14 protein-coding genes and 2 riboswitches are annotated in these 24475 nt (G+C 71.5%); of the genes, 8 read left to right on the top strand and 6 right to left on the bottom strand.

What is annotated here, in order from left to right; translation table 11 throughout:
* Window positions 1–12: 12 nt before the first annotated feature.
* Window positions 13–6732, top strand: coding sequence for a hypothetical protein (locus tag WMF19_RS22230; RefSeq protein WP_437900906.1), 6720 nt, complete (start codon window positions 13–15; stop codon window positions 6730–6732).
* A gap of 131 nt (window positions 6733–6863) precedes the next feature.
* Here the strand turns inward: WMF19_RS22230 and WMF19_RS22235 are convergent, their stop codons facing one another.
* Window positions 6864–7472: a Uma2 family endonuclease gene (locus tag WMF19_RS22235; protein ID WP_437901656.1), complete on the bottom strand. Its 609-nt coding sequence runs from the start codon at window positions 7470–7472 to the stop codon at window positions 6864–6866.
* 49 nt (window positions 7473–7521) lie between these two features.
* Between WMF19_RS22235 and WMF19_RS22240 the strand changes: the two genes are divergently transcribed.
* On the top strand, window positions 7522–8013 hold the full coding sequence (locus WMF19_RS22240) for a type II toxin-antitoxin system RatA family toxin (RefSeq protein ID WP_437900907.1): 492 nt from the start codon (window positions 7522–7524) through the stop codon (window positions 8011–8013).
* Here WMF19_RS22240 and WMF19_RS22245 read toward each other — a convergent pair.
* Complete coding sequence (locus WMF19_RS22245) at window positions 8002–8904, bottom strand: hypothetical protein (RefSeq protein ID WP_437900908.1); 903 nt, start codon at window positions 8902–8904, stop codon at window positions 8002–8004. The genes WMF19_RS22240 and WMF19_RS22245 overlap by 12 nt on opposite strands.
* Complete coding sequence (locus WMF19_RS22250) at window positions 8856–10778, bottom strand: helix-turn-helix domain-containing protein (protein WP_437900909.1); 1923 nt, start codon at window positions 10776–10778, stop codon at window positions 8856–8858. Before WMF19_RS22250 ends, WMF19_RS22245 begins: the two co-directional genes overlap by 49 nt.
* A 123-nt stretch (window positions 10779–10901) precedes the next feature.
* On the opposite strand from WMF19_RS22250, the gene WMF19_RS22255 reads away from it, so the two are divergent.
* Window positions 10902–11477: a prolyl hydroxylase family protein gene (locus WMF19_RS22255; RefSeq protein WP_437900910.1), complete on the top strand. Its 576-nt coding sequence runs from the start codon at window positions 10902–10904 to the stop codon at window positions 11475–11477.
* Window positions 11478–11507: 30 nt separating this feature from the next.
* Here WMF19_RS22255 and WMF19_RS22260 read toward each other — a convergent pair whose 3' ends face one another.
* Complete coding sequence (locus WMF19_RS22260) at window positions 11508–12374, bottom strand: NAD-dependent protein deacetylase (RefSeq protein WP_437900911.1); 867 nt, start codon at window positions 12372–12374, stop codon at window positions 11508–11510.
* Between the two features lie 114 nt (window positions 12375–12488).
* A riboswitch (cobalamin riboswitch) is annotated at window positions 12489–12696 on the top strand.
* A 255-nt stretch (window positions 12697–12951) separates the two neighbouring features.
* Between WMF19_RS22260 and WMF19_RS22265 the strand changes: the two genes are divergently transcribed.
* Both WMF19_RS22265 and WMF19_RS22270 read left to right on the top strand, forming a co-directional pair.
* The gene (locus WMF19_RS22265) at window positions 12952–15468 is read left to right on the top strand and encodes a ribonucleoside-diphosphate reductase subunit alpha (protein ID WP_437900912.1); all 2517 of its coding nucleotides are present in this window, start codon (window positions 12952–12954) and stop codon (window positions 15466–15468) included.
* 59 nt (window positions 15469–15527) lie between these two features.
* Window positions 15528–16484, top strand: a complete 957-nt coding sequence (locus WMF19_RS22270; protein ID WP_437901657.1) for a ribonucleotide-diphosphate reductase subunit beta — start codon at window positions 15528–15530, stop codon at window positions 16482–16484.
* A gap of 30 nt (window positions 16485–16514) precedes the next feature.
* Here the strand turns inward: WMF19_RS22270 and WMF19_RS22275 are convergent, their stop codons facing one another.
* Both WMF19_RS22275 and WMF19_RS22280 read right to left on the bottom strand, forming a co-directional pair.
* A complete protein-coding gene (locus tag WMF19_RS22275) occupies window positions 16515–17747 on the bottom strand; it encodes a hypothetical protein (protein ID WP_437900913.1) in 1233 nt (410 codons plus the stop codon).
* Complete coding sequence (locus WMF19_RS22280) at window positions 17741–19735, bottom strand: TonB-dependent receptor domain-containing protein (protein WP_437900914.1); 1995 nt, start codon at window positions 19733–19735, stop codon at window positions 17741–17743. Before WMF19_RS22280 ends, WMF19_RS22275 begins: the two co-directional genes overlap by 7 nt.
* Window positions 19736–19978: 243 nt before the next feature.
* A riboswitch (cobalamin riboswitch) is annotated at window positions 19979–20205 on the bottom strand.
* Window positions 20206–20459: 254 nt separating this feature from the next.
* Between WMF19_RS22280 and dhbC the strand changes: the two genes are divergently transcribed.
* The 3 genes from dhbC to WMF19_RS22295 all read left to right on the top strand — a co-directional run bounded on the left by dhbC (window position 20460) and on the right by WMF19_RS22295 (window position 24462).
* Entirely contained in the window at window positions 20460–21710 is a 1251-nt protein-coding gene (gene dhbC, locus WMF19_RS22285; RefSeq protein ID WP_437900915.1) for an isochorismate synthase DhbC, read from the top strand.
* Entirely contained in the window at window positions 21707–23377 is a 1671-nt protein-coding gene (locus tag WMF19_RS22290; protein ID WP_437900916.1) for a (2,3-dihydroxybenzoyl)adenylate synthase, read from the top strand. The genes dhbC and WMF19_RS22290 overlap by 4 nt, the downstream gene beginning before the upstream one ends.
* A gap of 98 nt (window positions 23378–23475) precedes the next feature.
* Window positions 23476–24462 (top strand): isochorismatase family protein, encoded by a 987-nt coding sequence (locus WMF19_RS22295; protein WP_437900917.1) that lies wholly within the window; start codon window positions 23476–23478, stop codon window positions 24460–24462.
* Window positions 24463–24475: the final 13 nt, after the last annotated feature.

Here is a 24475-nt window from a genome sequence, read left to right on the forward strand (position 1 = left end):
CAGGAGCAGGCGATGCACAGCCAATCCACACCCCCGGAGCCGCGCTCGAACGAAAGCCCTGGCGAGGGCTCGACGAAGGATGAAGCGGCCGCCTTCGCGTCGCAATTCCCGCAGCTCAGCTTCCAGTTCGTGAACTACGGGTCGATCAGGACGGGCGTGGACAACGTTGTGTACATCGCCGCGAACACCACCGCGAACCGGATCGATCTCCAAATCATGCTCAACACCGGGAGCTCGATCCTCGTCGCCGGCGACGTGCTCCCGCCGGCGCAGCTCCCGCCGTCGGGGCAGCAGACGCTCCTCTACCTCGACCTGAGCCCGCTCCAGCTCACGAGCGACGCCTGGAAGCTCCTGAAACCGGCGGCCGACGGCTGGAGCTGCGTTGTCTACGCGGACGACCAGGTGATCGGCATGGCCCCGTCCAGGGGCGGGACGACCCTCGTCGCCGGCACGCCGATCGCGGTCCACATCGAGGGGCTGGAGCTCGACCGCGCCCCGCCCTCGCAGACGCCCCAGCTCGCCGTGACCTATTTCAACGTCCCCGGGGTGACGAGCGGGAACACGAGCTGGACCTCGAACTTCTCGGTCGCGGTCCAGAACCCACCGAGCGGGAAGGCCGATCTGACGCGGGTGCTCGCGGTGAGCCTCGTCTCGAACCTGGTGGTCAACAGCAGCGGCGCCGCGCGCGAGGTGAAGAACAAGCTCACCCTGCAGTTCAGCCAGACGCCGGAGAACATCGGTGTCCTGGCGGGCCCCGACACGCTCTTCACGGTGAGCTTCGTCTACGGCAAGGCGGACGACACGCTCGGCTACGGCGCGCTCACCGATGTGTTGAGCGCGCAGAACATCGTCGTCGTCCACGGCGACAACACCGGGCAGTGGGTCCCCACCGCCGACACCGGCGCCGAGAGCCCGTACTGGACGCTCAAGCCGCCGGAGGGCAAGCCTATCGCGGGGAGCGGGGCGGCGGCGGTGGTGAGCTGGGACTTCACCTCGATCGTCACCTCGTATCAGCCCGGGCCGACCGTGATGCTCGTGCAGTACCAGAACATCCCCGGCTACAAAGACGGGGTCTACACGCTGGTCATCGACAAGATCCCGCACGTGGTGATCCGGAGTCTCTCCGTGAGCCCGTCACCCACGTACCTCCAGAACCATCAGGCGAAGGTGACCGTGACGTGGGAGGTCGACTACGCCACCAGCCTGGAGCTGATCCAGAACTACGCGCACTGTGACGTCACCGGCGAGACCAGCTATCACGCCACGCTCACCGCGCAGACCACCGCGTTCAGCTTGAGGGCCACCGGCCCCGGCGCCGACGTGGACAACGTCGCCTTGGCGAACGTGCAGGCGATCGCGCTCCCCGTGATCAACTCCTTCGTCGGGGCGCCGACCGAGATCTACGCCGGCTCCAGGGCGCACGACATCCAGCTGAGCTGGGCCGTCGACACAACGGGGAACGTGAAGCTCGGCAGCACCTCGGGTGAGGTCTCCGGCGGAGGGTGCGCCGTCGACCACAGCTCGGCGACCGTCGACAAACCTCAGATGATCACCCTCACTCCGGTCACCGACCCCGGCGTCACCGCGCCGGCGCGCAACCTGGTGATCAGCGCCTTCGAACCCGCGGTGAAGTGCTATGCCGCGGAGGCGGCCACGAGCAGCGCCGCGGCGTCGCCGTCCGCGCCCTTCCTGGCCCTCGTGGACTCGGAGGGCAATCGGGTGATCGCCGTCGACACGGTGCAGTTCTCCGCCATCACCACGATCCCGGTCGGAACGTCGCCGAGCGCCGTGATCTTCTCGCAGGACGGCTCGCTGATGGTGACGCTCAACGGCGACGCGACCGTCTCGCTCCACCGGATCGAGATCTCCGGCGGCGTGCCGTCGTTCACCGCGCTCGGCTCCGTCCCGCTCCACGGCAAGCCGCAGGCAGCGGTGATCACTCCCGACGCGGACCGCATCTACCTGACGTTGGACGGCAAACCCGGCCGGCTCGCGGAGCTGACGAAGGGGCCGAAGGGGTACGCCCTGGGCCAGCAGGTCGTCGTCGGGAATGCTCCGCGCGGGCTCGCCGCCGACCCGTCCGGCGCGCGGCTCTACGTCGCCGACTCGGCGGACGACTCCATTTCGATCGTCGGCATCGGAATCGACGGTTCGCTGAAGGTCACCGAGCTCGCGCGGGACGTGAGCGGCCAGCCCACGGGGCTAGCGGTCACCCCCGATGGCTCGACGCTCCTGGCCGCCTGCCCGCAGGGCGGAGTCGTCTGGGCGATCGACGCGCAGTACCCGAGCACGGGGCAGCGCCGGCAGCTCACCGTCGGGTCGAGCCCTGTCGCGATCGCGGTCACGCCGAGCGGCGCCTATGCTTTCGTGGCCAACGCCGGTGATGGGACCGTCTCGCTCCTCGACGTGTGGAACGGCCCGCTCTCCTGCGCGGTGTTGCAGAAGTCGATCCTGGTCGGCACGACGCCGAGCGGCGTCGCCGTCTCCCCCGATGGCCTGGTCGTGCTCGTCTCCGACGCGGGCTCGCAGAAATTCGGCGTGATCTCGCTCCAGACCTACGAGCTCGCGACCGTGTCCACCCAGGTCGGACGCCAGCCGACCGACGTCGTGGTCTCCCCCGACGGGAAGGCGGCCCTCATCTGGAACAACGCGCTTCTCGGCGCGCCGCAGCCGGTGCCCGGCGCGCGGTACTACCCGGTCGCGTCGGGCGTGGCCACGCAGATCCTCTCGAGCGTGCCGATGGTGGAGTGTGTCTTCGCGCCGCCGCCTACCGACGGGAGCACCTCGGTCACCGCGTACGCGATCGGCAGCATGGAGCCGACCCTCTACGTCCTCGACCTGAGCGATCCGATGAACGCGCAACAGACCGAGGTTCCGCTCCCGATCCTGGGACGGACGCTCGGGCTCGCGCTCTCCAGGGACGGCCAGACCCTCTTCGTCGTGCTGGTGGACCGGTCGCATCAGTACACGCTCTTGATCGGCTCCACCGCGGGCGGGAACTGGAACGCGGCTCAATCGCTCCCCCTCTACACCGGCGGGCAATTTCCCGGCGCGGTCCGCATGGCGGTCACCCCCGACGGCGCGAAGCTGTTCATCGCGGACCTCAGGAGCCACGCCTTCAACGTCGCGGTGCGCGGCGCGGGCGGGCAGTACGCGCTCAACGCCCCGGCGATCGCGATCCCCGGCGCGGTGAACGTCGCCGTCCTCCCCGACGGGTCGAAGGCGTACGTGCTCGGCGCGACCTCGCCGAACACGATCACCGTGATCGACGTCGCCACCCTGCAGACCGAGTCGGTGTCGGTGATGCAGAGCTACGTCAACCTGCAGGAGCTCGTCCCGTCGCCGGATGGACGCCGCCTCTACGCCCCCGACGAGAGCGCGGGCGCGCTCCGCATCCTCGATCCGAGCTCGCTGCGGATCCTCCAGACGCTCCCCCTCGCCGAGGACATCAGCCAGGCCAGGGGCGCGTCGGGCGCGGCGATCTCACCCGATGCGTCGCGGATCTTCGTCGCCAACAGCGGCAGCGAGACGATGAGCGTCCTGCGCCAGATCTTGATGGCAGGCAACGTCGCCGCCGCTCCGACGCGCGCCGAGCTCATGAGCGCCGCGACGTACACGGGCACCTTCATCCGTCAGGCCCTGGGGCAGGAGCCGAACACGCTGAGCAACGGAAGCTGCAGCTGCCCCGATATCATCCTCCACGGGCAGACGGATGCGGGCGATCCGAGGCAGTTCGCGACGCCGGACTCGTATGCGCAGATGTCGCCGGCCGACGTGAACTTCAACCAGCCGAATTTCGTCTACCTGCGCGGATTCCTGGCGAACACCGGCAACGGCTCGAACCTGTTCTTCTACCACGTCACGAGCGACCTCATGCTCTGGCCGCAGAACTGGTCGGGAGACGACGTGCAGGTCGGGAGTTCGGCGCAACCGCAGAACTGGGCCTGGGCGCCGCCGTTCGACGGCAGCAGCGTGGTCGTCACCTCCGAGGCGCTCGTCTGGACACCCCAGAACATCGACATCAACGTCGCGCACTACTGCACCATCGTCTGGGCGGACAACAGCACGCAGGACAAGCCGATCCCGCCCGATTTCTCCGTCATCGGGCATTTCCAGAGCTGCGACGAGCTCATGTACTTCCTCGCCACCCACCCGAACATGGGGTGGCGCAACACGACCGATCACACCACGCCTCCGCCCGACTCCCAATACACCACCTACCTCTCCACGCAGGACAACCCGGAGACGTTCAACGTCACCATCTTCTTCAGCAACATTACCGACGGCACCTTCATGGTGAACGTCACCGGTGACGTCACCTTCAGCAGCGGCCCCACGCCGCTCGCCGTGTCGAACTACCTCGGCGGGTACCCGGTCAACGGCTGGGACGGGCTTCAGTTCGACTCGAACCAGAGGGCGCTCCTCATCGTCACGTACCAGACCGGGCCGACACCGCTCTGCAAGTTCTCCTCGATCCACGCGCGGGTCCAACACCCCATCACCTCGACGATGCTCGACAAGCTGGCCGCCATAGCCGCGCGGCCGGGCGTCGTTCTCCCGATCTCGTACATGATCGTACGAAGGGGCGGGAAGCTGGCCACCTCGCCGGTGTTCCTCCTCGGCCAGCAGATATGGAACCTCAAGTTCGGCACGGCGGACACCATCGAGCCCGATGTCGGCTCCACGCGCCTCGGAGAGAAGGCGAGCGGCAACGGGATCGTCGTGCGGCAGGCGCTCGGCACGCCGCCGGCGACGTCCCCCGCCGCCTGGATGTACTCGCCGGATCTGCTCCCGTTCACAAGCGCGCTCCGCGACACTGCGCTCCTGACCGCGCGCTACGACACCGGGTTCGTCCAGGCGCCCATCCCCCAGCAGGGGAACACCCTGTACGTGCGCGGGAAGAACACGGGCGCAACCGCCCAGACCGCTACGGTCTACCTCTACTCGGTGCAGCACAACCCGCTCGCGGGGAAGTTCAGCGACCTGCTGTACCCGCAGCGCTGGGACAGCAGCGTCTTCACGGTGGACGGGACGGCGGGGAATGCGGTCACCCTGACGGCCGCGAACGCGGGCGACGTCGTGCTCGGCGCTTACCCGCTGGTCTGGACACCTGACGCGCAGGCGTCGGAGACGAGTGAGCACGTGCTCCTTGCCTGGATCGACCCGGGCGGGCAGCCGCCGCCGGACTTCACGAAGATGAAGCCCTTCCCCACACTCGACTCGCTCCGCCAGTACGTCGAGGCGCACGGCAATCTGGTCGTGCTCGACACCGCCTATAGCGGGATGTTCGCACGCCAGAACGGGAGTCAGGGTCCCCGCATCTCCGGCGCCGACACGAGCTGGTCCAGCTCGCCGGACCTGATCCTCTACAGCGGAAAGGAGGCCTACGACACAGCGCTCCTCGAGGACGCGCTCACCTGGAGCGTCCACCAGCCGCCCGCTGCCGGAGGACTGAACTACCTGTACATCCGCGGCTTCAACGCCTCCGCCGGATCGCTGAACGCGCGCGTCGCGTTCTTCTACGCGGTCAACGACCCGACGGCGGCCAAGAACCCGCTCCTCGACCCGTCCACGTGGAAGTCGGACGCGATGACGTACAGCGGGACGGCGCAGAACTACGTCACCATCGCGTCGAACGCGACGGGCGACTTCATGCTCAACGACACGCCGCTCGTCTGGCAGCCAGCGGCGCCCCCGTCCGGGACCACGTACGCCGTGATCGCGTGGATCGACGACACGAACGGGTCGAATCCTCCCCCGTTCGCTTCGCTCCCCGCGTTCGGAAGCCTCGACGAGCTCGCCGACTACGTGAGAGGCGTGCGCAACGTCGTCCTCTGGGACGGGAGCTATGACGGGCTCTTCGTCCGCCAGTTCCCGGGCCAGACCGCGGCGCAGGCGGGGACGGGCGCGCTGATGTCGCCCGACATCATCCTCGCCGGCACCGCGGCGGCGCAGGACGCGAGCGCGTTCACCGCTGCGAGCTCGTACACCCCGGGTACCGTCAGCAACGCGGCCACGACCGGGGTGCCGAATTTCGTCTACATCCGGGCCATCAACCCCAACAACCGCGCCCAGCGAGCGCGCGTCTACCTCTACCTCGGCGACGAGGCCACGCCCTCCTTCGGCGCGCTGAGCAACTCGGGCTTCACCGTCGGAGGCAAGACGCAGAACTGGGTCGACCTCGAGGCCGACACGCAGAACGAGGTGCTGATCTCCACCGTGCCGATCGTCTGGATCCCGCCGCCTCCGGCCACGCCGCAGAGCCAGCAGTTTCTCCTGACGTATGTGGACGGGAGCGCGACCCCGCAGCCGCCTGATTTCTCTGCCGTCGGTTACACGCAGTTCGACGCCATCGAGACGTTCGTCGCCACGCAGCCGCAGCTGAGCTGGGTCAGGGTCATCAACACGCTGCCGGACCCGAAGCCGACCTTCACCGCTCAGTATCCCCAGCCCCCGACGGCGGTGACGACCGCGGGGAGGTACCTCGTCGGTCTCCAGTTCGTGAACATCCCGATCGACGGAAGCGTCACGTTGTCGATTCCGGGGCCCGACGCCGCGAACACCATCGTGGTGCCGAGCTTCCATCCCTCGACGCCGAACGCGGCCGTGGTCTGGACGGCGACCTACCCCGCGGGCTTTCCGCTCAGCGCCGTCGTGAGCTACTGGCAAGGCAGCACCGCTGCGCCCACAGGAGCGACGGTGCAGTTCCTCATGGTCCCCTACCCCACCTGAAAACGCGACACGCCGCGATCGACCGATCGCGGTGCGTGCTCGTCCTCACCTCGACACCACCCGCGACCTCGATGCCGCCGCTCAAGGGCCCTCAGAGCGCGCCCCCCATCCTGCCGATACTCAGGAGCTCCTCACGAGCCGCGGAGTCGCTCCTCCGCCTTGGAGGGGACTTGCGCGAACGGGTCTCGGTAAACCTCGTCGACCGACAGCGCGCACCCGATCGCCTCCAGGTGCACGCCCTCCCCAGCGCGCGCCTCCCGGAGCGTCCAGGAGTCGTCGTCATTGCGGTGAAACACCTCGATGCGCTGCTCGTGCTGCGAGACGAGCACGTACTCCCGGAGCGAGGGGATCCGCCGGTAGTGCGCGAACTTCTGCCCACGGTCGTAGGCCTCCGAGCTCTCGGAGAGGACCTCGACCAAGACGATCGGGTTGAGCGCTGCGTCGTTGTCCGCGAGATCGCGCTCGAGCCTCCCGCAGACGACGCTGACGTCAGGGTACGTGGCGAGCCCAGTCGCCTGCACCCGGACGCGCAGATCGGCGGAGTAGACCGCGCAGGGCCGCTCGCGGAGCTGCACCCGGAGCTCCACGATCACGTTCGCGCACAGGCGCGCGTGCTCCGGCGTTCCGCCGGCCATCGCGAAGATCTCGCCGTTCAGGAACTCGTGCTTCGTCGGGCTCGCCCGCTCCTGCTCGAGATACTCGGCGTATGTCCAGACGATCCTGCGCGCCGGCTCGTTCATGGTCCGGCAGTATGCCACGCCAGCGCGTCGCGCTCCTATGCTCGGCACCATGCCCACGATCCAGAGCACCGCCGAGATCGACGCCGCCTGCGACGCGCTCTTCGCGCTGTCCCAGGACTACGCTCTCCGGCTCGAGTGGGACCCGTTCCTGCGCGAGATGCGCTACCGCGACGGCGCGACCGAGCCCGCCGTCGGCGTGCGGGTGTGGGTACGGGCGAAGAACGGGCTGTCCATGGAGGCCCGTTACATCACCCTGAACCCGCCGGAGCAGGTGGCCATCACCATGGTCGAGGGGCCGCGGATCTTCCGCCAGTTCTCGGGCGCGTGGCTCTTCAAGGCGCTGTCGCCGCGACGGACCCGCGTCACCTTCCGCTACAACTTCACCGCGCGCCCGCAGGTCCTCGCCCCGGTGCTGGAGCCGGTGATGGCGGCCGTGCTGAAGCGCGACATCGAGCAGCGCCTCGCCGGGCTCAAGCAGAGCGCCGAGACGACGGACATCCTGCAGCGGCTGCCGAGGCGCGCCCGGCCATCATCCGCCTAGCCGCTCGAGCGCCTCCCGCGACGCTCCGGCCCCGGGGTGGCGCAGGCGCGCCCGCAGCGCCGCCGCCTCGGCGAGCAGCTCCCGCCCTCGCGCGCGCTCCTCGCCGCGCGCCGCCGCCGCGCGCGCCACGCCGGCCCAGTGCAGCGCGTCCGCCCTCGCCCACGCGTCCTCGCCCGCCCACGCAACAGCCGAGTCGGCGAGCGCCGTCGCAGACGCCGCCGCCCCCGCGCCGCGGGCCAGCGCGCACCGCGCGGCGACGACCGCGAGCCGCGCGCGGAACGGGCCGAACCCGCATGCCTCGGCGACATGCAGCCCCTCCAGCGCCTGCCGCGCGCCGTCGTCGAGCCGGCCAGCGACGAGCGCGATCCGCGCCGCGAGCTCGTGGCACCGCAGCACGACCTCCACCTCGCCCGTCGCGGAAGCCCAGCGGCGCGCCTCGACGAGGTGCGCCTCCGCCGACGCGACGTCGCCGCCGCCGCCGTCGCCTCCGTCCAGCAGCGCGAGGCCGAGCAGCGTGTGACCGTGCGCGACGTGCCCCTCCCAGCCCCTCCGCCTGCACTCGGCGATGTTCCGCTCCGTGGCCTCGCGCGCCTCGTCGCGGCGCCCGAGCGCGAGCGCGTGCTCCGCCTCCCAGAGCGCGCGGCGCCCCACCGGCGCGTCGCCCAGCTCCCGCAGGCGCGCGAAGCGCTCGCCCGCCGCGTCGACCTCGCCGAGGTCGTGCAGCACCGCGGCGAGCAGCGCCAGCGCGCGCACGGCGTGGACCTTGTCCGCGGCGCGACCGGCGCTCCCCGCGGCGCCTCCGGCGATCTCCGCCGATCGCTCGAGCAGGCCGCGCGCCCCGGTCAGGTTGCCCCGCAGCCGCTCGGTGTACGCCAGCGTGCGCAGACCCATCGCGAGCAGCGCCGGGTCGCCCAGCGCGCCGGCGAGCTCGTTGTGCGCCTCGTAGCAGGCGCAGGCAAACGCGAGATCCCCGAGCGCACCGGCGTAGAGCCCCGCGTCTCGTACACGAGCGACGCGCGCACCCGCGAGGGCAGCGAGGCCGGCATGCCGCGGGGATCGTCGCCGCCGGCGAACGCGCGCAGGATGCGGGCGCCCCGGGCCATGTCGCCGAGCTTGAGCCCGAGGTGCGCGAAGCCGCCGAGGGCGAGCGCGTAGATCTCGTACGCCTCGCCCGCCCGCCCGGCGCCGAGCAGCTCGGTGAGGATGGCCTCGTACGCGTCGACCGCCTCGCGTTCCCGCGGCGCCCGGCGCGGCGCCTCGTCGAGGCGCGGCGGCGGCGCGGCGCTCCCCGCGGCGTGGACGCGCTCCGGCGGCACGCCGAGCAGCGACTTGAAGTGCTGCCGCACGAAGGGGTGCGTCGAGTAGCAGCGCTCGCCCGGGCGCGCCGCGAACACGAGCCCCAGCCGCTCCAGCCGGGCGAGCCCGCGCGCGAGCTCCGCGGCGCCCCACCCCGCCATGGCGCCCGCGATCTCGCCGCCGGCCCGCACCAGCTGAAGCAGCGCCTCTTCGCCGGCGCCGCCGGGGAACACCGAGAGGCGCGCGAGGAGGTCCCGCTCGCCCGGCGGCAGCGCGCGCGCGTAGGCCGACAGCACCGAGCTCAGGCGGCGGGCGAGGACGTCGTCGTGCTCGGCCTCGGCGAGGTGCGCCGCTTGCGCCGCGGAGAGCCGCCCCGCGTCGCCGCCGAGGAACGCGCCCACGTAGGAGCCGAGGACGGCGACCGAGAGCGCGTGGCCGCCCGTCCTCTCGAACAGCGCGCCGAGGGCGCCGTCATCGCCGTGGATGCCCCAGCGGCGCAGGAGCGACGCAGCGTCGCCCTCGCAGAGCGGCTCCGGCCGGATCGTCGCGAGCCCGCCCTCGGCCCAGGCGGACAGATCCGCGAGCTCGAAGCGCGACGTGACGAGCGCCCGCGCGCCGCCGAGCCCGGACGCGACAGCGCAGAGCAGCCGCCGGAGGAGCGCGTCGTGGAGCTCGCCGTGCGCGCGCCCGGCGCCCCCTTCGGCCTGCACGGTCTCGAGCCCGTCGAGCACGAGCAGGTGCGGCGGCCCCTGCCCCAGCGCCTCTTTCAGCTGCGCGAGCTGCTCTCCGGGCGCCACCGGTGGCCGCGGCGCCCCCGGACCCGAGCCGCCTGCGCCCGGCGCGAAGTAGGCCGCCGCCTGGTCGAGGAACGCCTCGCTCCTGGGGTCGTCGTAGAAGCTCCAGACGAGCACCCCGCCGGGCCGTGGGGCATCGCCGAGCCCCTGGAGGAAGCGCTCGGCGATCGCGGTCTTGCCCGCCCCGCCCACGCCGAGGAGCGCGATCACCCGGGGGCACGGCGGTGACGCGTCGGCCCACGCGGAGAGCCGGTCGAGGATCTCCCCGCGCCCGACGAAGTGCCGCGCTCGCTGGAGCGTGTGCGCGTGCAGCGGGCGCCACGCCGGGGCGAGCGCCTCCGCGGCCTGGCTCGCTGCCCCCGCTTCCTCTGCGGCGGGCTCCGCCCCCGGCGCCGCCTCGGCCCCGACGACGAGCAGCTCCGCCTCCGCGAGGCCGAGCTCGGCGCCGAGGCGCTCGATGATGCGCCGCCGGGACGGGCTCCGGACCGAGAAGCCGAGCCGCGGATCGTTGACGGCGCCCGACTCGTAGCGGCGGTAGGTCCGCACGTCGACGCCGATCGACGCGGCGACCTGCTCCTGCGTCAGGTCGAGATCGAGCCGCGCCCGCTGGAGGAGCGTGTGGTTGAAGCTGACCGCGGGCTCCGCGCTGCGGCCCACCCTGGAGACCCGTGCCATCGGTGCGAGCGCTCGATCATCGGCGATGCGGCGCTCTCCTGTCCACCGCGCTGCCCGGTCCTGCCCGGTCCTGCCCGGGTCCCGCCCTTCCGGATCCGGTCCGCCCGGGCCCACGCTCCACGCATGAGCACCCTGCACGCCGAACGAACCGCCCAGTGCACCGACTACACCGACAATCTCCGCATCTTCACGGTGACGAACGTCCTGTCGCCCGACGAGTGCGAGGGCTTCATCGCGCTCGCCGAGGCGCGAGGCTTCGAGCAGGCGCCGATCGGAGGGACCGAGATCATCCACCTCGAGGTGCGCAAGAACGGCCGCGTCATCGTCGACGATCCGGACCTCGCCACGAGCCTCTGGGAGAGGCTCGCGCGGTGGATGCCACCGAGCTTCGGCCTCCACCGCGCCGTCGGGCTGAACGAGCGCTTCCGCTACTATCGGTACACCGAGGGCGAGTATTTCAACTGGCACGGCGACGGGTCGTTCGTGCGATCCGACGGCGAGCGGAGCCTGTTCACCGCGATGATCTACCTGAACGACGACTTCGAGGGCGGCACGACCGATTTCTGGGGCGGTCGGAGCATCGCCCCGCGGCGCGGGATGGCGCTCCTGTTCGAGCACCGCCGGCTCCACCGCGGCGCCCCCGTGACGCGCGGGAGCAAGTACGTCCTCCGCAGCGATGTGATGTACCGGCGCGGATGATGCCGGCGCCTCGCCGAGGCGCTCGGCGCCTCACCAGGGCGCCGCGGTCGCGCGGACGCCGAGCGCCTCGGCGAGGCGCGGCAGCACCTCGCCGGCCCGGGCCTCGATCTTGAGCGCGCCGAGCTCCTCGCCGCGCGCGGAGCCGAGGTTGATCATGGCGATCGGCATGCCTCGCTGCGCGGCGCGCAGCACGAAGCGGTAGCCCGAGAAGACCGCCAGCGACGAGCCGACGACGAGGAGCGCGTCCGCCGCGTCCACGAGCGCGAAGGCCGCGTCGACGATCGGCCGGGCCACGTTCTCGCCGAAGAAGACGACGCGCGGCTTGAGCGGCCCCTCGCAGCGGAGGCACGGCGGCGCCCGGAAGCCCGCCACGTGCTCGGCGGGCAGGTCGGCGTCGCCGTCGGGGGCGAGGTCGGCCGCGAGGCGCAGCCAGCCGGGGTTCTGCGCGAGGAGCCGCTCCTGGAGGGCGGCGCGCCGCTCCATCGCGCCGCACGCGAGGCAAGCGACCTCGGAGAGCGTCCCGTGCAGCTCGATGACGCGGCGGCTGCCCGCGGCCTGGTGGAGGCCGTCGACGTTCTGCGTGATGAGGCCGTCGAGATGCCCGCCGTGCTCGAGCTGCGCGAGGGCGCGGTGGGCGGGGTTCGGCTCGGCCCTGGAGAACCGCTCCCAGCCGATCACGGCGCGCGCCCAGTACCGCTGCCGGATCTCGGCCGAGCGGGAGAACTCCCGCCCCTGGATCGGGTTCCGCGCGCGGCGCCGCGTCTCGGGACCTCGATAATCCGGGATGCCGGACTCGGTGCTGCACCCCGCGCCCGTCAGCGCCACGATCCGCTTGCCGCGCAGGAGCGCGACGAGGTCGTCGAGCGGATCGGCCGGACGCGCTTCGCTGAGCGGCATACGCCCGGGTTGTGGCCCGTCGCTGCGCGCACCGCCAGCGTCGACCGTGCAATCATGCAACCGAGCAAAGGAGCTCCCCCACAACATCTCGCTTGACCGGCTCACTACACCACCATATGTAGTGCCCATGTTGGTGCCTCGGGCTTCGGCCCGGGGCTCAAAAGGGAACCCGGTGCGAATCCGGGGCTGCCCCGCAGCGGTAAGCGAGAACGACCTCCACGACGCGCACTGGCCCTCGGGCTGGGAAGCGGTGGACCGTAGGAACCCGGCGACAGCCGGAGCGCTCGTGAGCCCGAAGACCTGCCAACATCCTGCGCTGGGGAGACATCCCGCGCCGGTTTGACCTGGAAGCCTCGTGGGAGGCGGGTAGGTCCGAGCTGGCGCAGACTCTCGCGCTTGTCCCGGTTCCGACCCCCTCCCGCGTTGTCTTCCTTTCGCCCGCGGGGGCGAGCGGTCGGTCCGAGGGCTCCTCCAAAGAGCCTGGCGCACCCGTGCGCATCGGCTGGCCTTCTCGTTCTCGCGGCATCGACGCGAGCGGTCCGTGACCGCTCGGGACGAGCACGACGAGGAGGATGCCATGCTGAACGAACCGTTGGTGAAGAGCAACGGCGCGGCGCCGTTGCGCGCGCCCCACGCACTCCACGCGCCCCATGCGCCCGCCATGACGAGCGCCGGCGCGGAGGAGACGCACCCGCACACGACGATGCGCGTGAAGAAGCGCAACGGCTCGAGCGAGCCAGTCGACGTCAACAAGATCGTCCGGGCGGTGAGCCGCTCCTGCGCGGCCCTGTCCGACGTCGACGCGCTCCGCGTCGCGACAAAGACCATCAGCGGCCTCTACAACGGCGCGACGACGCGCGAGCTCGATCAGCTCTCCATCCAGACGGCGGCGTCGCTCATCGCCGATGAGCCCCAGTACGCGAAGCTCGCGGCGCGCCTGCTCGCGACCTACATCGACAAGGAGGTCCGCAATCAGGAGATCCACGCCTTCTCGCAGTCGATCGCCGTGGGGCGGCGGCTGGGCCTCATCAACGATCGGCTCCACGGCTTCGTCGCGCAGACCGCCCGCAAGCTGAACGACGCCATCGAGCCGGGGCGCGACCACGAGCTCGAGTACTTCGGCCTGCGGACGCTCTACGACCGCTACCTGCTCAAGCACCCCGAGACGCGCCTCGTCATCGAGACGCCGCAGCAGTTCTTCCTGCGCATCGCGTGCGCGCTCTCCGAGACGGCGGCGCAGGCCGTCGAGCTCTACCGGCTCTTCTCGTCGCTCGATTACCTCCCGAGCTCACCGACGATGTTCAACGCCGGGACGAGCCACGAGCAGCTCTCGAGCTGCTTTCTGCTCGACTCGCCGGACGATCACCTCGAGACCATCTACCAGCGCTACACCGACGTCGCGATGCTCTCGAAGTTCTCGGGCGGCATCGGGCTCGCCTACCACCGGGTGCGCTCGCGCGGCTCGCTCATCGAGAGCACCAACGGGCACTCCAGCGGGATCGTGCCTTGGCTCAAGACGCTCGACGCGTCCGTCGCGGCCGTTAACCAGGGCGGCAAGCGCAAGGGCGCGTGCTGCGTCTACCTCGAGCCGTGGCACGCCGACGTCGAGGAGTTCCTCTCGCTGCGCGACAACACGGGCGATGAGGCCGCGCGCACGCACAACCTGAACCTCGCGAGCTGGGTCCCGGACCTCTTCATGAAGCGGGTCGAGGCCGACGGCGACTGGAGCCTGTTCGACCCGAAGGACGTGCGCGATCTCCCCGATCTCTACGGGGAGGAGTTCGATCGTCGCTACGTCGAGGCCGAGCGGGCGGGCCTCGCCAAGAAGACGATGAAGGCCCGCGAGCTCTACGCGCGGATGATGCGCACGCTCGCGCAGACCGGCAACGGCTGGATGACGTTCAAGGACAAGTCGAACCGCGCCTGCAACCAGACGGCGCTGCCGGGCCGGATTGTGCACCTCTCGAACCTCTGCACCGAGATCCTGGAGGTGACCTCGAACGAGGAGTCGGCCGTCTGCAACCTGGGCTCGATCAACCTCGCTCGCCACACGACCACGCTGGCGGACGGCGCGGTCGCGTTCGACTTCGAGAAGCTCGCGCGCACGGTGCGGACCGCGGTCCGCCAGCTCGACCGCGTCATCGACCTCAACTACTACCCCATCCCCTCGACGAGGCGATCGAACCTCCGCTGGCGGCCTGTCGGGCTCGGGCTCATGGGCCTGCAGGACGTGTTCTTCCAGATGCGCCTGCCCTTCGACGCCCCGGCCGCGCGGGAGCTCTCCAGGCGGATCTCGGAGGAGGTGTATTACCACGCGCTCTCGACGTCCGCGGACCTCGCGGCGGAGAAGGGGCGACACCCGGCGTTCGACGAGACGCGCGCCGCGCGCGGAGAGCTCCAGTTCGACGCGTGGAACGTCGTCCCGGAGGACACGGCCCGCTGGGAGGCGCTCCGCGCGCGCGTCCAGGCCGAGGGGCTCAGGAACTCGCTGCTCGTCGCCATCGCGCCGACGGCCACCATCGCGTCGATCGCGGGCTGCTACGAGTGCATCGAGCCGCAGGTGTCCAACCTCTTCAAGCGCGAGACGCTCTCTGGGGACTTCCTGCAGATGAACCGCTACCTGGTCGCGGAGCTCAAGCGGCTCGGCGCGTGGAACGACGCTGCGCGCACCCGGCTCAAGCTCGCGGAGGGCTCGGTCCAGGGCATGGACGAGCTGCCCGAGCAGCTGCGCGCCGTGTACCGGACCGCGTGGGAGATCCCGATGCGCTCGCTCATCGACATGGCCGCGGATCGCGGCGCCTTCATCGATCAGAGCCAGTCGCTGAACCTCTTCGTCGAGAACCCCACCATCGGTCAGCTCTCGAGCATGTACTTCCACGCATGGAAGAAGGGGCTCAAGACGACCTACTACCTGCGATCGCGCCCCGCGACGCGCATCGCCAAGGCGACCGTGGAGGCGGCGCCCGACCGCACGCCCGAGGGCGGCGCCGCGCCGCGCCGCGAGGGCGGCTGGGGACAGGCGCCGCCGGCGAAGGCGGCCGCGGACGTGGCGTGCGCGCTCGAGAACCCCGAAGCCTGCGAGGCCTGCCAGTGAGCCGCGTCAGCCGCCCCGCGCGCCTCCTGGATCCGGGCCAGTGCCTCACGCTGCGCCCGATGGCCTATCCGACCTTCTTCGAGATGTACCGCTCCTCCATCAAGAACACGTGGACCGTGGAGGAGGTCGACTTCTCCACGGACGTGGGCGACCTGCGGAAGATGACCGACGCGGAGCGGCACCTCGTGCAGCGCCTCGTCGCGTTCTTCGCCACGGGAGACTCCATCGTGGCGAACAACCTCGTCCTCAACCTGTACAGGCACATCAACGCCCCGGAGGCGCGGATGTACCTGTCGCGGCAGCTCTACGAAGAGGCGCTTCACGTCCAGTTCTATCTGACGCTCCTCGACACGTACATCCCCGATCCCGAGGACCGTCACCGCGCCTTCGCGGCCGTCGAGAACATCCCCTCGATCCGCCAGAAGGCCGATTTCTGCATGCGGTGGATCGATTCCATCGAGTCGCTGGGCCGGCTGGACTCGCGCGCCGATCGGCGGCGGTTCCTGCTGAACCTCATCTGCTTCGCCGCGTGCGTCGAGGGGCTCTTCTTCTTCGGCGCGTTCGCGTACGTGTACTTCCTGCGCTCGCGCGGCCTGCTCCACGGGCTGGCCGCGGGGACGAGCTGGGTCTTCCGCGACGAGAGCGCGCACATGCGCTTCGCCTTCGAGGTCGTGAGCACGGTGCGGCGCGAGGAGCCCGAGCTCTTCGACGCCGGGCTCTCTCAGTCGATCCTCGACATGATGGATGAGGCGATCGCCTGCGAGGCCCGGTTCGCCGAGGATCTCCTCGGCGCCGGCGTGGCGGGCATGTCGGCGCGCGACGTGCGCCGCTACCTCGAGTTCTGCGCCGACCAGCGGCTCGCCACGCTCGGCATGCCGAAGCGCTACGGGGCGAAGAACCCGTTCTCGTTCATGGATCTCCAAGACGTCCAGGAGGTCACGAACTTCTTCGAGCGCCGCGTCTCCGCGTACCAGGTCGGCGTCTCCGGCGAGGTCGTCCTCGACGCCTCGTTCTGACGTCGATCAACCTACCGCCCGCGGGGCCGATCAGAGCCCGCCGATCCCTCGCGGCGGGAGCCCGATCTCCGTGTCGACGGTCGCGTCCTCCAGCGGCTCGAGCGCGCCGTTCGCCGTCACCTGCCAGCGCCGGAGCTTGTTCCTCTCCGCGTCGCTCAGCAGGCAGACGTCGCCGCAGCCGGGCGAGCAGTGGACGCCGCCGAAGGCGTAGGCCTGGGTTGCCAGGGCGAGCGTCGTGACCTCACCCGTGGCGATGCTCACGGAGAAGGCGCGATCCCCGGCGGACGCGCTGCCCGCGTAGGCCGTCCCGAGGAGGACGTCCTCGGAGGCGAAGGCGAGCGTGGGCTGGACCGCGGCGCCGAGCGCCCGGGCCACGCCGAGCCGCTTGATCTCCTCCGGGGGCGAGGTGCGAGCGTCGTAGATCACGATGTCGCTCGTCGCCGGGTCGTACTCCATCGTTTCGGCGTTGAAGCGGCTCGAGCAGGCCACCGCCAGCCGCTCTCCCGAGGGCGACACGGCGAGGCGCCCGCAGCCGTAGAGCCCCTGCACGTCGACAGTCCATGTGACGGCGCCCTGCTCCGGCGAGACGCCCACGAAGCGCCCTTCACCCGCGGTCGAGAGGTCCGCGGCGAGCCGGCCGAGGGCCACGACCACGTCGTCACCGACGCGCGCCATCCCCGACGGGCGCGGCAGGAGCCCCTCTTCCTCCTCCGGCAGGGCGATGCGCCCTGCGATGGAGTACTTCTTCGTGTCGACGATCAGGAGATCGCCGCCCTCGTCGAACGGCTCCACGCCCGGGCTCGGGTTGCTCCCGTAGCGCGACACGAGCGCGCGGTCCGCGTCCACCTCGATGTAGTCCTGCGGGTTCGACTCGAACCCCTGCCCGACCGGGAGCTGCGCGAGGACCTCGGCGGTCTCGAGATCCATCCAGGTGATCACGTTCGTGCCGAACCGATCGAGCAGGACCACGCGGCCGGACGGCGGCGCCGCCCGCGGGACGTCGACGTCGCCGGACAGCGCGAGGCTGAGCCCCGGCTTCGCCGCGCCGCTCGACACGAAGGAGGGCGACAGGGTGGTCCCGTCGAGCTCCGACACAACGATGTTCGTCGACTGGTAGTCGCTCGTCACGATGACGACGCCGCTCTCGCACGCGTCGCCGTCGCCGCCGCCGTGGACGCCGCCCGTCGACGGCGGCGGTGAACCCACGTTGCAGCCGAGGAGCGGAATCGAGATCGCGATCGCAGATAGACTGATCTTCACCATGTTGACTCCAGTGTGAAAAACACGCTCCGTCCCGGGAGCGGATACCCGACGACATCCGTGCGCCGCGCGTCCAGGAGGTCCGCGACGCGACCCCTCACCGCGAGGTGCCCGCCGAGCCACCTCGCCTCCGCGTCGAGGTCGACGGTCGCTTGCTCCGCGATCACGCCGAGGCCTGCGGGATCGGCGTACCGGCTCGACTGGTACACGGCCCGGAGCTCGCCCGACGCGCCCGAGAACACGGCGCCGCCCGGGCGCTTCCACTCGGCGTGCAGGCGCGGCGCGACGACGAGGCGCGAGCGGAACGGGAGGATGTCGTTCCTCGTCGTCCGCGCCGGCGTCGTGTCCCGCGGGTCGAGCAGCGTCGCCGCGATCTCGGCGCGGAGGAACGGGGTCACCTCGACCCCGGCCAGGAGCTCTGCGCCCATGACGCGGGCGCGGCCGACGTTGTACGGGCTCACGTAGCCCTGGCCGGATTTCTCGTATGCGACGAGCCCGGAGACCGCGCTCCCGAACGCGAACGCGTCGATGAAGGCGCCGCGCACGACGGCGCCGCGCCCCGTCTGCGCCCGGATCCCGGCCTCGATCGTGGCGCCGGACTCCGGCTCGAGCTCCACGTTGCCGTGGACGACGCCGGAGACGCCGTACACCTCGCCGAGCGTCGGGACGCGGACGTAGCGGCCCACGGTCGCGAGGAGCCGGATCCGGTCGCTCCCCGCCTCCACGCCGACCCGCCCGGTCGGGACGAGCACGTCGCAAGGGCGCTCCCGGTCCGCGCCGGTGGCGTGGCACTCCCCGCTCGCGAGGGCGTGCAGCGCGAGCCCCTCGCCGAGGCGCACCTCCGCGCTGACAGCGCCGCGCGCGAACGAGCGCCGCGCCCGCGCGAGCGGGACGTCGTCCGGCGCGCGCGAGATGCCCTCGCGCGCGACCGAGAGCACGGGCCGCACCCGGAGCCGGTCGACGAAGGAGAGCGTCGCCCCGAGCGTCTGCTCCAGGCGGCGGCCGGCGAGGCGGAGCTCCGGCGTGAGCAGCGCGAGCTCGAAGAGGGGGTCGTGGACCTCCGAGCGCGCCTCGATGAACGAGGTGCGCGCCTCGATCGCGTGCTGCGCCTCGCCGCCGAACGGCACCCGCGCCACGACGGACGTCAGCGCGCGCCGCGACTCCCCCCGCGCTCTCCGGGACGGCAGGAGCGCGAGCCTCGGCATCCCCTGCTCGCGATCGGTGCCGTTCGCGATCACGTCGACGATCGCGCCGCCCCCGAGCTCGACGCGCGCGAGCGCCCACGCGTCGATCGTGCGCACGTCGGCGTTCTGCCGGCGCTCCAGGGTGTCGTCGCTCTCGTCGAAGAGCGTCCCGCGATCGTCCACGAACGTGTAGCGGTTCTCCGCGGCCTCGGCGCTCACCCCGACGATCGAGCTCACCGGCCCCGCGCTGGCGCCGGCGAACGCCCACCCGCGCCGCGCGCCGAGCGAGCCCGCCGTCGCCCCCACGCCGGCCGTCGTCCGGGAAGGCCGCCGCGGCTCGAAGAAGATCGCGCCGCCGGGGCCGAGGCGGTCGGCCTCGATGGGGGCGTTGCCGCGGTAGATCTCGACGCGCTCGATGAGCCAGAGGGGCACGAGCGAGAGATCCGCCGTCCCCACGACGTCGTCGTTCAGGCGGACGCCGGCGAGGTACACAGGCGTCTGCGTGGCGGTCGCTCCCCGGAGGGCCGCGGTCGCCGGCCCGCCGAAGCCGCCCGACTCCTCCACGCGGACGCCCGGCTGCGTGCGGAGCACGTCCGCCGCCCCGAGCCCCGCGCCGGTGAGGCGATCGCGGCTCAGCACCGACCCCGCGACGGACCTGTCCTTGGGCGGCGCGGGCGCGCGCAGGCGATCCCCCTCGACGCGCACCTCCAGCGGGGCTGTCTCCGGCGGAGCGACGGCGCGATCGCCCCCCTGCTCGCCCGCCGGCCTGCGCCGATCGTCGGCCCGGGCGGCATGCGAGGCTGCCACGGCGCTGCCGACCGCGAGCGCGAGCCAGCACGCCGCGCCGGCGCTCCGGCGCCGACGCGACCGACGATCAGAGGAATCAACCATTCACGCGCCGCCTGCCCGCGTCGACCCCGCGCTGCTCCGGGTGAGCCGAGAGCCGAAGCGAGGGGGCTGCGTGACGGGCCACGGCACCGCGCGCGAGCGAGGTGGTCGAGGGCCTGCGCGCCTTCCCCTCGAAGGCTCAGGTCAGCGCGCGCCAGCGCACCGGCGCGCGCACCTTCGGCAGGTCTTCGGACTCACGGGCGCTGCGGCCGTCGCCGGCCGCTCTCCTACGGATCACCGCTTCCCAGGCTGCTCTGGTGCATGCCCAGTGCTTCTTGGTGATCGTCGTTCCCGTTCACCGCTGCGGGGGCAGTCCCGGATTCTCACCGGGTTCCCTTTTCAGCTCGCCCGGCGATGGCCGGACGAGCACCGATGGCGGGGCGACTCGTCGCACCCGTCACGCAGGATGTCAACGCAGAAGCGAAGCCCCGGAACGCCCCGTCCACGGGCCCCACCGGCGGCACACACCCGAGACAGAATCGGGAGTCCCTTGACAGTCCTGCTCGGCCGTGCCATGAGTTACTTGAAACTGATTTTCTTTATCAGAATCAAGCGGCCCGAGACCTGACGTCCAGCGCCCGATGACCCGAGCCCACGTGGCTCTCGACGCCCATCGGAGCTGAATGTGACGAGTTCCATCTCGATGCCGGCCTCTGCCGCGCTGCCCGCGGTGAACGCAGGGCAGCTGTTGAAGCAATACACCCCCGAGTCGGCGTTCTTCTTCGCGTCGCCGACACGCACCCTCCTCGCGCAGGGCGTACACGACATGATCCTCGAGCCGAACGGCGCGGATCAGGGCGATCGCCTCGCGGACCGCGTGACAAGGGTGCTCGCGGCGGCCTCGAGGGCCGGCGCCGGCCAGGGCCTCCCCATGGTGGTCGGCGCGGTGCCGTTCAACAGCACGTCGCCCGCTCACCTCATCGTGCCGCGGACGATCCAGAGCGCAGGCCCGCTCAACCACACGTCGGAGTCGCCGAGAGCGCACCTGCCGATTGCCATCCAGGAGCTGCGCCAGGTCCCGGAGCCCCGCGACTACGTGCGCGGCGTCGAGACGGCGGTGGGCCTGATGCGGTCCGAGGTGCTGAGCAAGGTGGTCCTCTCCAGGATGCTGGAGATGGTCGTGCGAGAGCCTGTCGATCTCCGCCTCGTCCTCCAGCGCCTCTCGCAGCAGAACCGGAACGGCTACACCTTCGCCGCCAACCTCTCGGATCCGACCGCGGGGCTCTCCGGCGCGGAGCGCGGCGTCGCGATGTCGCGCGCGCGGACGCTCCTCGGCGCGAGCCCGGAGCTGCTCCTGTCGCGCTCCGGGCTCCGGGTGATCGCCAATCCGCTCGCCGGCTCCGCGGTCCGCAGCCCGGACCCCGACGAGGACCGCCGGCGGGCGATCGCCCTGCTCGCGTCCGAGAAAGACCGGCACGAGCACGCCATCGTCGTCGACGCCGTGGCCGCCGCGCTCCGGCCGTTCTGCCGGCGCCTCAGCGTCCCCGACGAGCCTTCGCTCACGCAGACCCCGACGCTGTGGCACCTGTCGAGCCGGCTCACCGGGGAGCTGCGCGATCTCTCGATCTCCTCGATGAAGCTGGCCACAGCGCTGCACCCGACCCCCGCGGTGTGCGGATACCCCACGGACCGCGCCCGCGACGCCATCGAGGCGATCGAGCGGTTCGATCGCGGGTTCTTCACGGGGCTCGTGGGCTGGTCCGACGCCAGCGGCGACGGCGAGTGGGCGGTCGTCATCCGCTGCGCCGACGTCGCCGGCCGGGCGCTCCGCCTCTATGCCGGGGCCGGGATCGTCATCGGCTCGAACGGCGAGCACGAGCTCGCCGAGACCACCGCCAAGCTCGGGACGATGCTGAACGCGCTCGGCCTCGACAAGGCGCCGGAGAGGGCATGAGCTCTCCGGAGGAAAGCCGGCAGGCGCCCGCGCAGGCGCGAACGCAGGCGCTCGACGGCTGGACTCCGTGGCCGGCCGAGATGGCCGATCTCTACCGGCGCGCCGGCTACTGGCGCGGCGAGACCTTCGGGCGCCTGCTCCGCGAGCGGGCCGCGCGGCACCCGGATCGGGTCGCGCTCGTCGGCGGCGATCGCCGGGTGAGCTACGGTGAGCTCGATCGGCGCGCCGATCGCCTCGCCGCGGGCCTCCTGCACCTCGGGCTCCGGCCGGGGGATCGCGTCGTCGTCCAGCTCCCGAACATCGCGGAGTTCTTCGAGGTGTGCTTCGCGCTCTTCCGGCTCGGGGCGCTCCCCGTGCTGGCCCTGCCCGCGCACCGGCGCGCCGAGATCGCGTACTTCTGCGAGCACACAGGGGCGGTCGCGTACGTCATCGCCGACCGGGACGGCGGGTTCGATTACCGGGAGCTGGCGAGCCAGATCCGGCGCGACGTCGGGACCTTGCGGCACGTGCTCGTGGCCGGCGAGCCGGGCGAGCACACGGCGCTCTCGAGCCTGGACCGGGAGCCCGTCGAGCTCCCGGAGCCCGCCGCGGGGGACGTCGCCTTCTTCCAGCTGTCCGGCGGGAGCACCGGCGTACCGAAGCTCATCCCGCGGACGCACGACGACTACCTCTACAGCGTGCGGGCCAGCGCCGAGATCTGCGGGCTCGACGAGGGCAGCGTCTACCTCGCGGTCCTCCCCGTCGCGCACAACTTCACGCTCAGCTCGCCCGGGAGCCTCGGCGCGCTCCACGCCGGCGGCCGCGTTGTGCTCTGCCGCCGCCCCAGCCCGGACGAGGCGTTCCCGTGGATCGAACGGGAGCGGGTCACGCTGACCGCGCTCGTGCCGCCGCTGGTCTCGGTCTGGCTGGAGTCGGCCCGGACGGCGCGGCACGACCTGTCGAGCTTGAAGGTGCTCCAGGTGGGCGGCGCCAGGCTCCCCGCGGAGGTCGCGCGCCGCGTGGGGCCGACCCTGGGCTGCAAGGTGCAGCAGGTGTTCGGGATGGCGGAGGGGCTCGTCAACTACACCCGCCTCGACGACCCCGACGCCATCGCGCTCGAGACGCAGGGCAGGCCCATCTCGCCCCACGACGAGGTCCGCGTCGTGGACGACGACGACCGCGACGTCGAGCCCGGGCAGGTCGGCCACCTGCTCACGCGAGGGCCCTACACGATCCGCGGCTATTACAGGGCCGACGCGCACAACGAGAAGGCGTTCACGCGCGACGGCTTCTACCGCACGGGCGATCTCGTGCGGCGGACCGCCGCCGGCTACCTCGTCGTGGAGGGCCGCGCCAAGGATCAGATCAACCGCGGCGGCGAGAAGATCGCGGCCGAGGAGGTCGAGAACCACGTCCTCGCCCACCCGGCGGTGCGCGACGCGGCGCTCGTCGCCATGCCGGACGCCCACCTCGGCGAGCGATCGTGCGCGTTCCTCGTGGCGCGCGGGCAGCCGCCGCCGGCGAGGGAGATCAACGCCTTCCTGCGCGAGCGCGGCGTCGCCCAGTACAAGGTGCCCGATCGCATCGAGTGGCTCGACGCCCTCCCGACGACGAGCGTCGGCAAGGTGGACAAGAAGGCGCTCCGCCGGTGGATCGCCGACAGGCTCGCGCAGGGAGCGCGCGCCTGAGAGGACAGCGCGGGCCGAGGCGGCGCAGCGACGCCCGCGGCCCGTTCCATCGACAGGAGCGCTGCGACCAGAAGAGACGAGGAGAGAGAGGAACGACCATGGCCATCCCCCGCATCCAGACCTATCGCATGCCACGAGCCGACGAGCTCCCGGAGAGCCGGGCGTCATGGCGGCCGGATCCGGGGCGCTCCGTCCTCTTGATCCACGATATGCAGGAGTATTTCCTCGGCTTCTACGACGCGAGCGCGTCCCCGATGGTCGAGCTGATCGCCAATGCTCGCCTGCTTCGGGAGCGGTGCGCGGCGAGCGGGATCCCGGTCGTCTACACGAAGCAGCCCGCCGAGCAGACGAGGGCCCAGCGCGGTCTGCTGACGGATCTCTGGGGGCCCGGGCTGACGCAGCAGCCCGACAAACACGAGATCGTGCGCGAGCTCGCGCCTGGAAGCGCCGACACCGTGCTCACCAAGTGGCGTTACAGCGCCTTCCAGCGGACGGAGCTCCTGGATCTCATGCGCCGGTGGGGCCGCGATCAGCTGATCGTGTGCGGCGTGTACGCGCACATCGGGTGCCTGCTGACCGCGTGCGAGGCGTTCATGAACGACGTCCAGCCGTTCCTCGTGACCGACGGGACCGCCGATTTCTCCCGGCAGCAGCACGACATGGCCATCACCTACGTCGCGCAGCGGTGCGGCGTCGCGCTGCCGACGAGCGACGTCCTCGCCGCGCTCGCGCCCCGCGAGCGGGCGAGCACCCTGCGGCGCGAGGCGCCGGCGCCGCTCGGGGGGACGCAGGACCGGACGCCGTGGGTCGAGCGCCTGCGCGGCGAGGTGGCCGAGGTCCTCGACCAGCTCCCCTCGGCGATCTCCGATCGCGACAACGTCCTCGATCTGGGGCTCGACTCGATACGGCTCATGACGCTCGTCGAGCAGTGGCGCGCCGCGGGGATCGACGTCGCGTTCGTCGACCTCGCCGAGCTGCCGACGCTCGGGCACTGGTGGGAGCTCCTGTCGACCCGGCTGCCGCGCGAGGCGAGGCCGGCGCCCCGGCACCGCGCGGAGGCGCCCATCCAGGAAGCTACAGGCTGACCGGCCGAGCTTG

The organism is Sorangium sp. So ce124 (genome assembly GCF_051525235.1).
GTDB classification, from domain to species: Bacteria; Myxococcota_A; Polyangia; order Polyangiales; family Polyangiaceae; genus Sorangium; species Sorangium atrum.

Bases quoted from the DNA above. Each gene is read 5' to 3' on its own strand.
- WMF19_RS22230 (WP_437900906.1), top strand. From the start codon at position 13: ATGCACAGCCAATCCACACCCCCGGAGCCGCGCTCGAACGAAAGCCCT.
- WMF19_RS22235 (WP_437901656.1), bottom strand. From the start codon at position 7,472: ATGAACGAGCCGGCGCGCAGGATCGTCTGGACATACGCCGAGTATCTC.
- WMF19_RS22240 (WP_437900907.1), top strand. From the start codon at position 7,522: ATGCCCACGATCCAGAGCACCGCCGAGATCGACGCCGCCTGCGACGCG.
- WMF19_RS22245 (WP_437900908.1), bottom strand. From the start codon at position 8,904: ATGGGTCTGCGCACGCTGGCGTACACCGAGCGGCTGCGGGGCAACCTG.
- WMF19_RS22250 (WP_437900909.1), bottom strand. From the start codon at position 10,778: ATGGCACGGGTCTCCAGGGTGGGCCGCAGCGCGGAGCCCGCGGTCAGC.
- WMF19_RS22255 (WP_437900910.1), top strand. From the start codon at position 10,902: ATGAGCACCCTGCACGCCGAACGAACCGCCCAGTGCACCGACTACACC.
- WMF19_RS22260 (WP_437900911.1), bottom strand. From the start codon at position 12,374: ATGCCGCTCAGCGAAGCGCGTCCGGCCGATCCGCTCGACGACCTCGTC.
- WMF19_RS22265 (WP_437900912.1), top strand. From the start codon at position 12,952: ATGCTGAACGAACCGTTGGTGAAGAGCAACGGCGCGGCGCCGTTGCGC.
- WMF19_RS22270 (WP_437901657.1), top strand. From the start codon at position 15,528: ATGGCCTATCCGACCTTCTTCGAGATGTACCGCTCCTCCATCAAGAAC.
- WMF19_RS22275 (WP_437900913.1), bottom strand. From the start codon at position 17,747: ATGGTGAAGATCAGTCTATCTGCGATCGCGATCTCGATTCCGCTCCTC.
- dhbC (WP_437900915.1), top strand. From the start codon at position 20,460: ATGCCGGCCTCTGCCGCGCTGCCCGCGGTGAACGCAGGGCAGCTGTTG.
- WMF19_RS22290 (WP_437900916.1), top strand. From the start codon at position 21,707: ATGAGCTCTCCGGAGGAAAGCCGGCAGGCGCCCGCGCAGGCGCGAACG.
- WMF19_RS22295 (WP_437900917.1), top strand. From the start codon at position 23,476: ATGGCCATCCCCCGCATCCAGACCTATCGCATGCCACGAGCCGACGAG.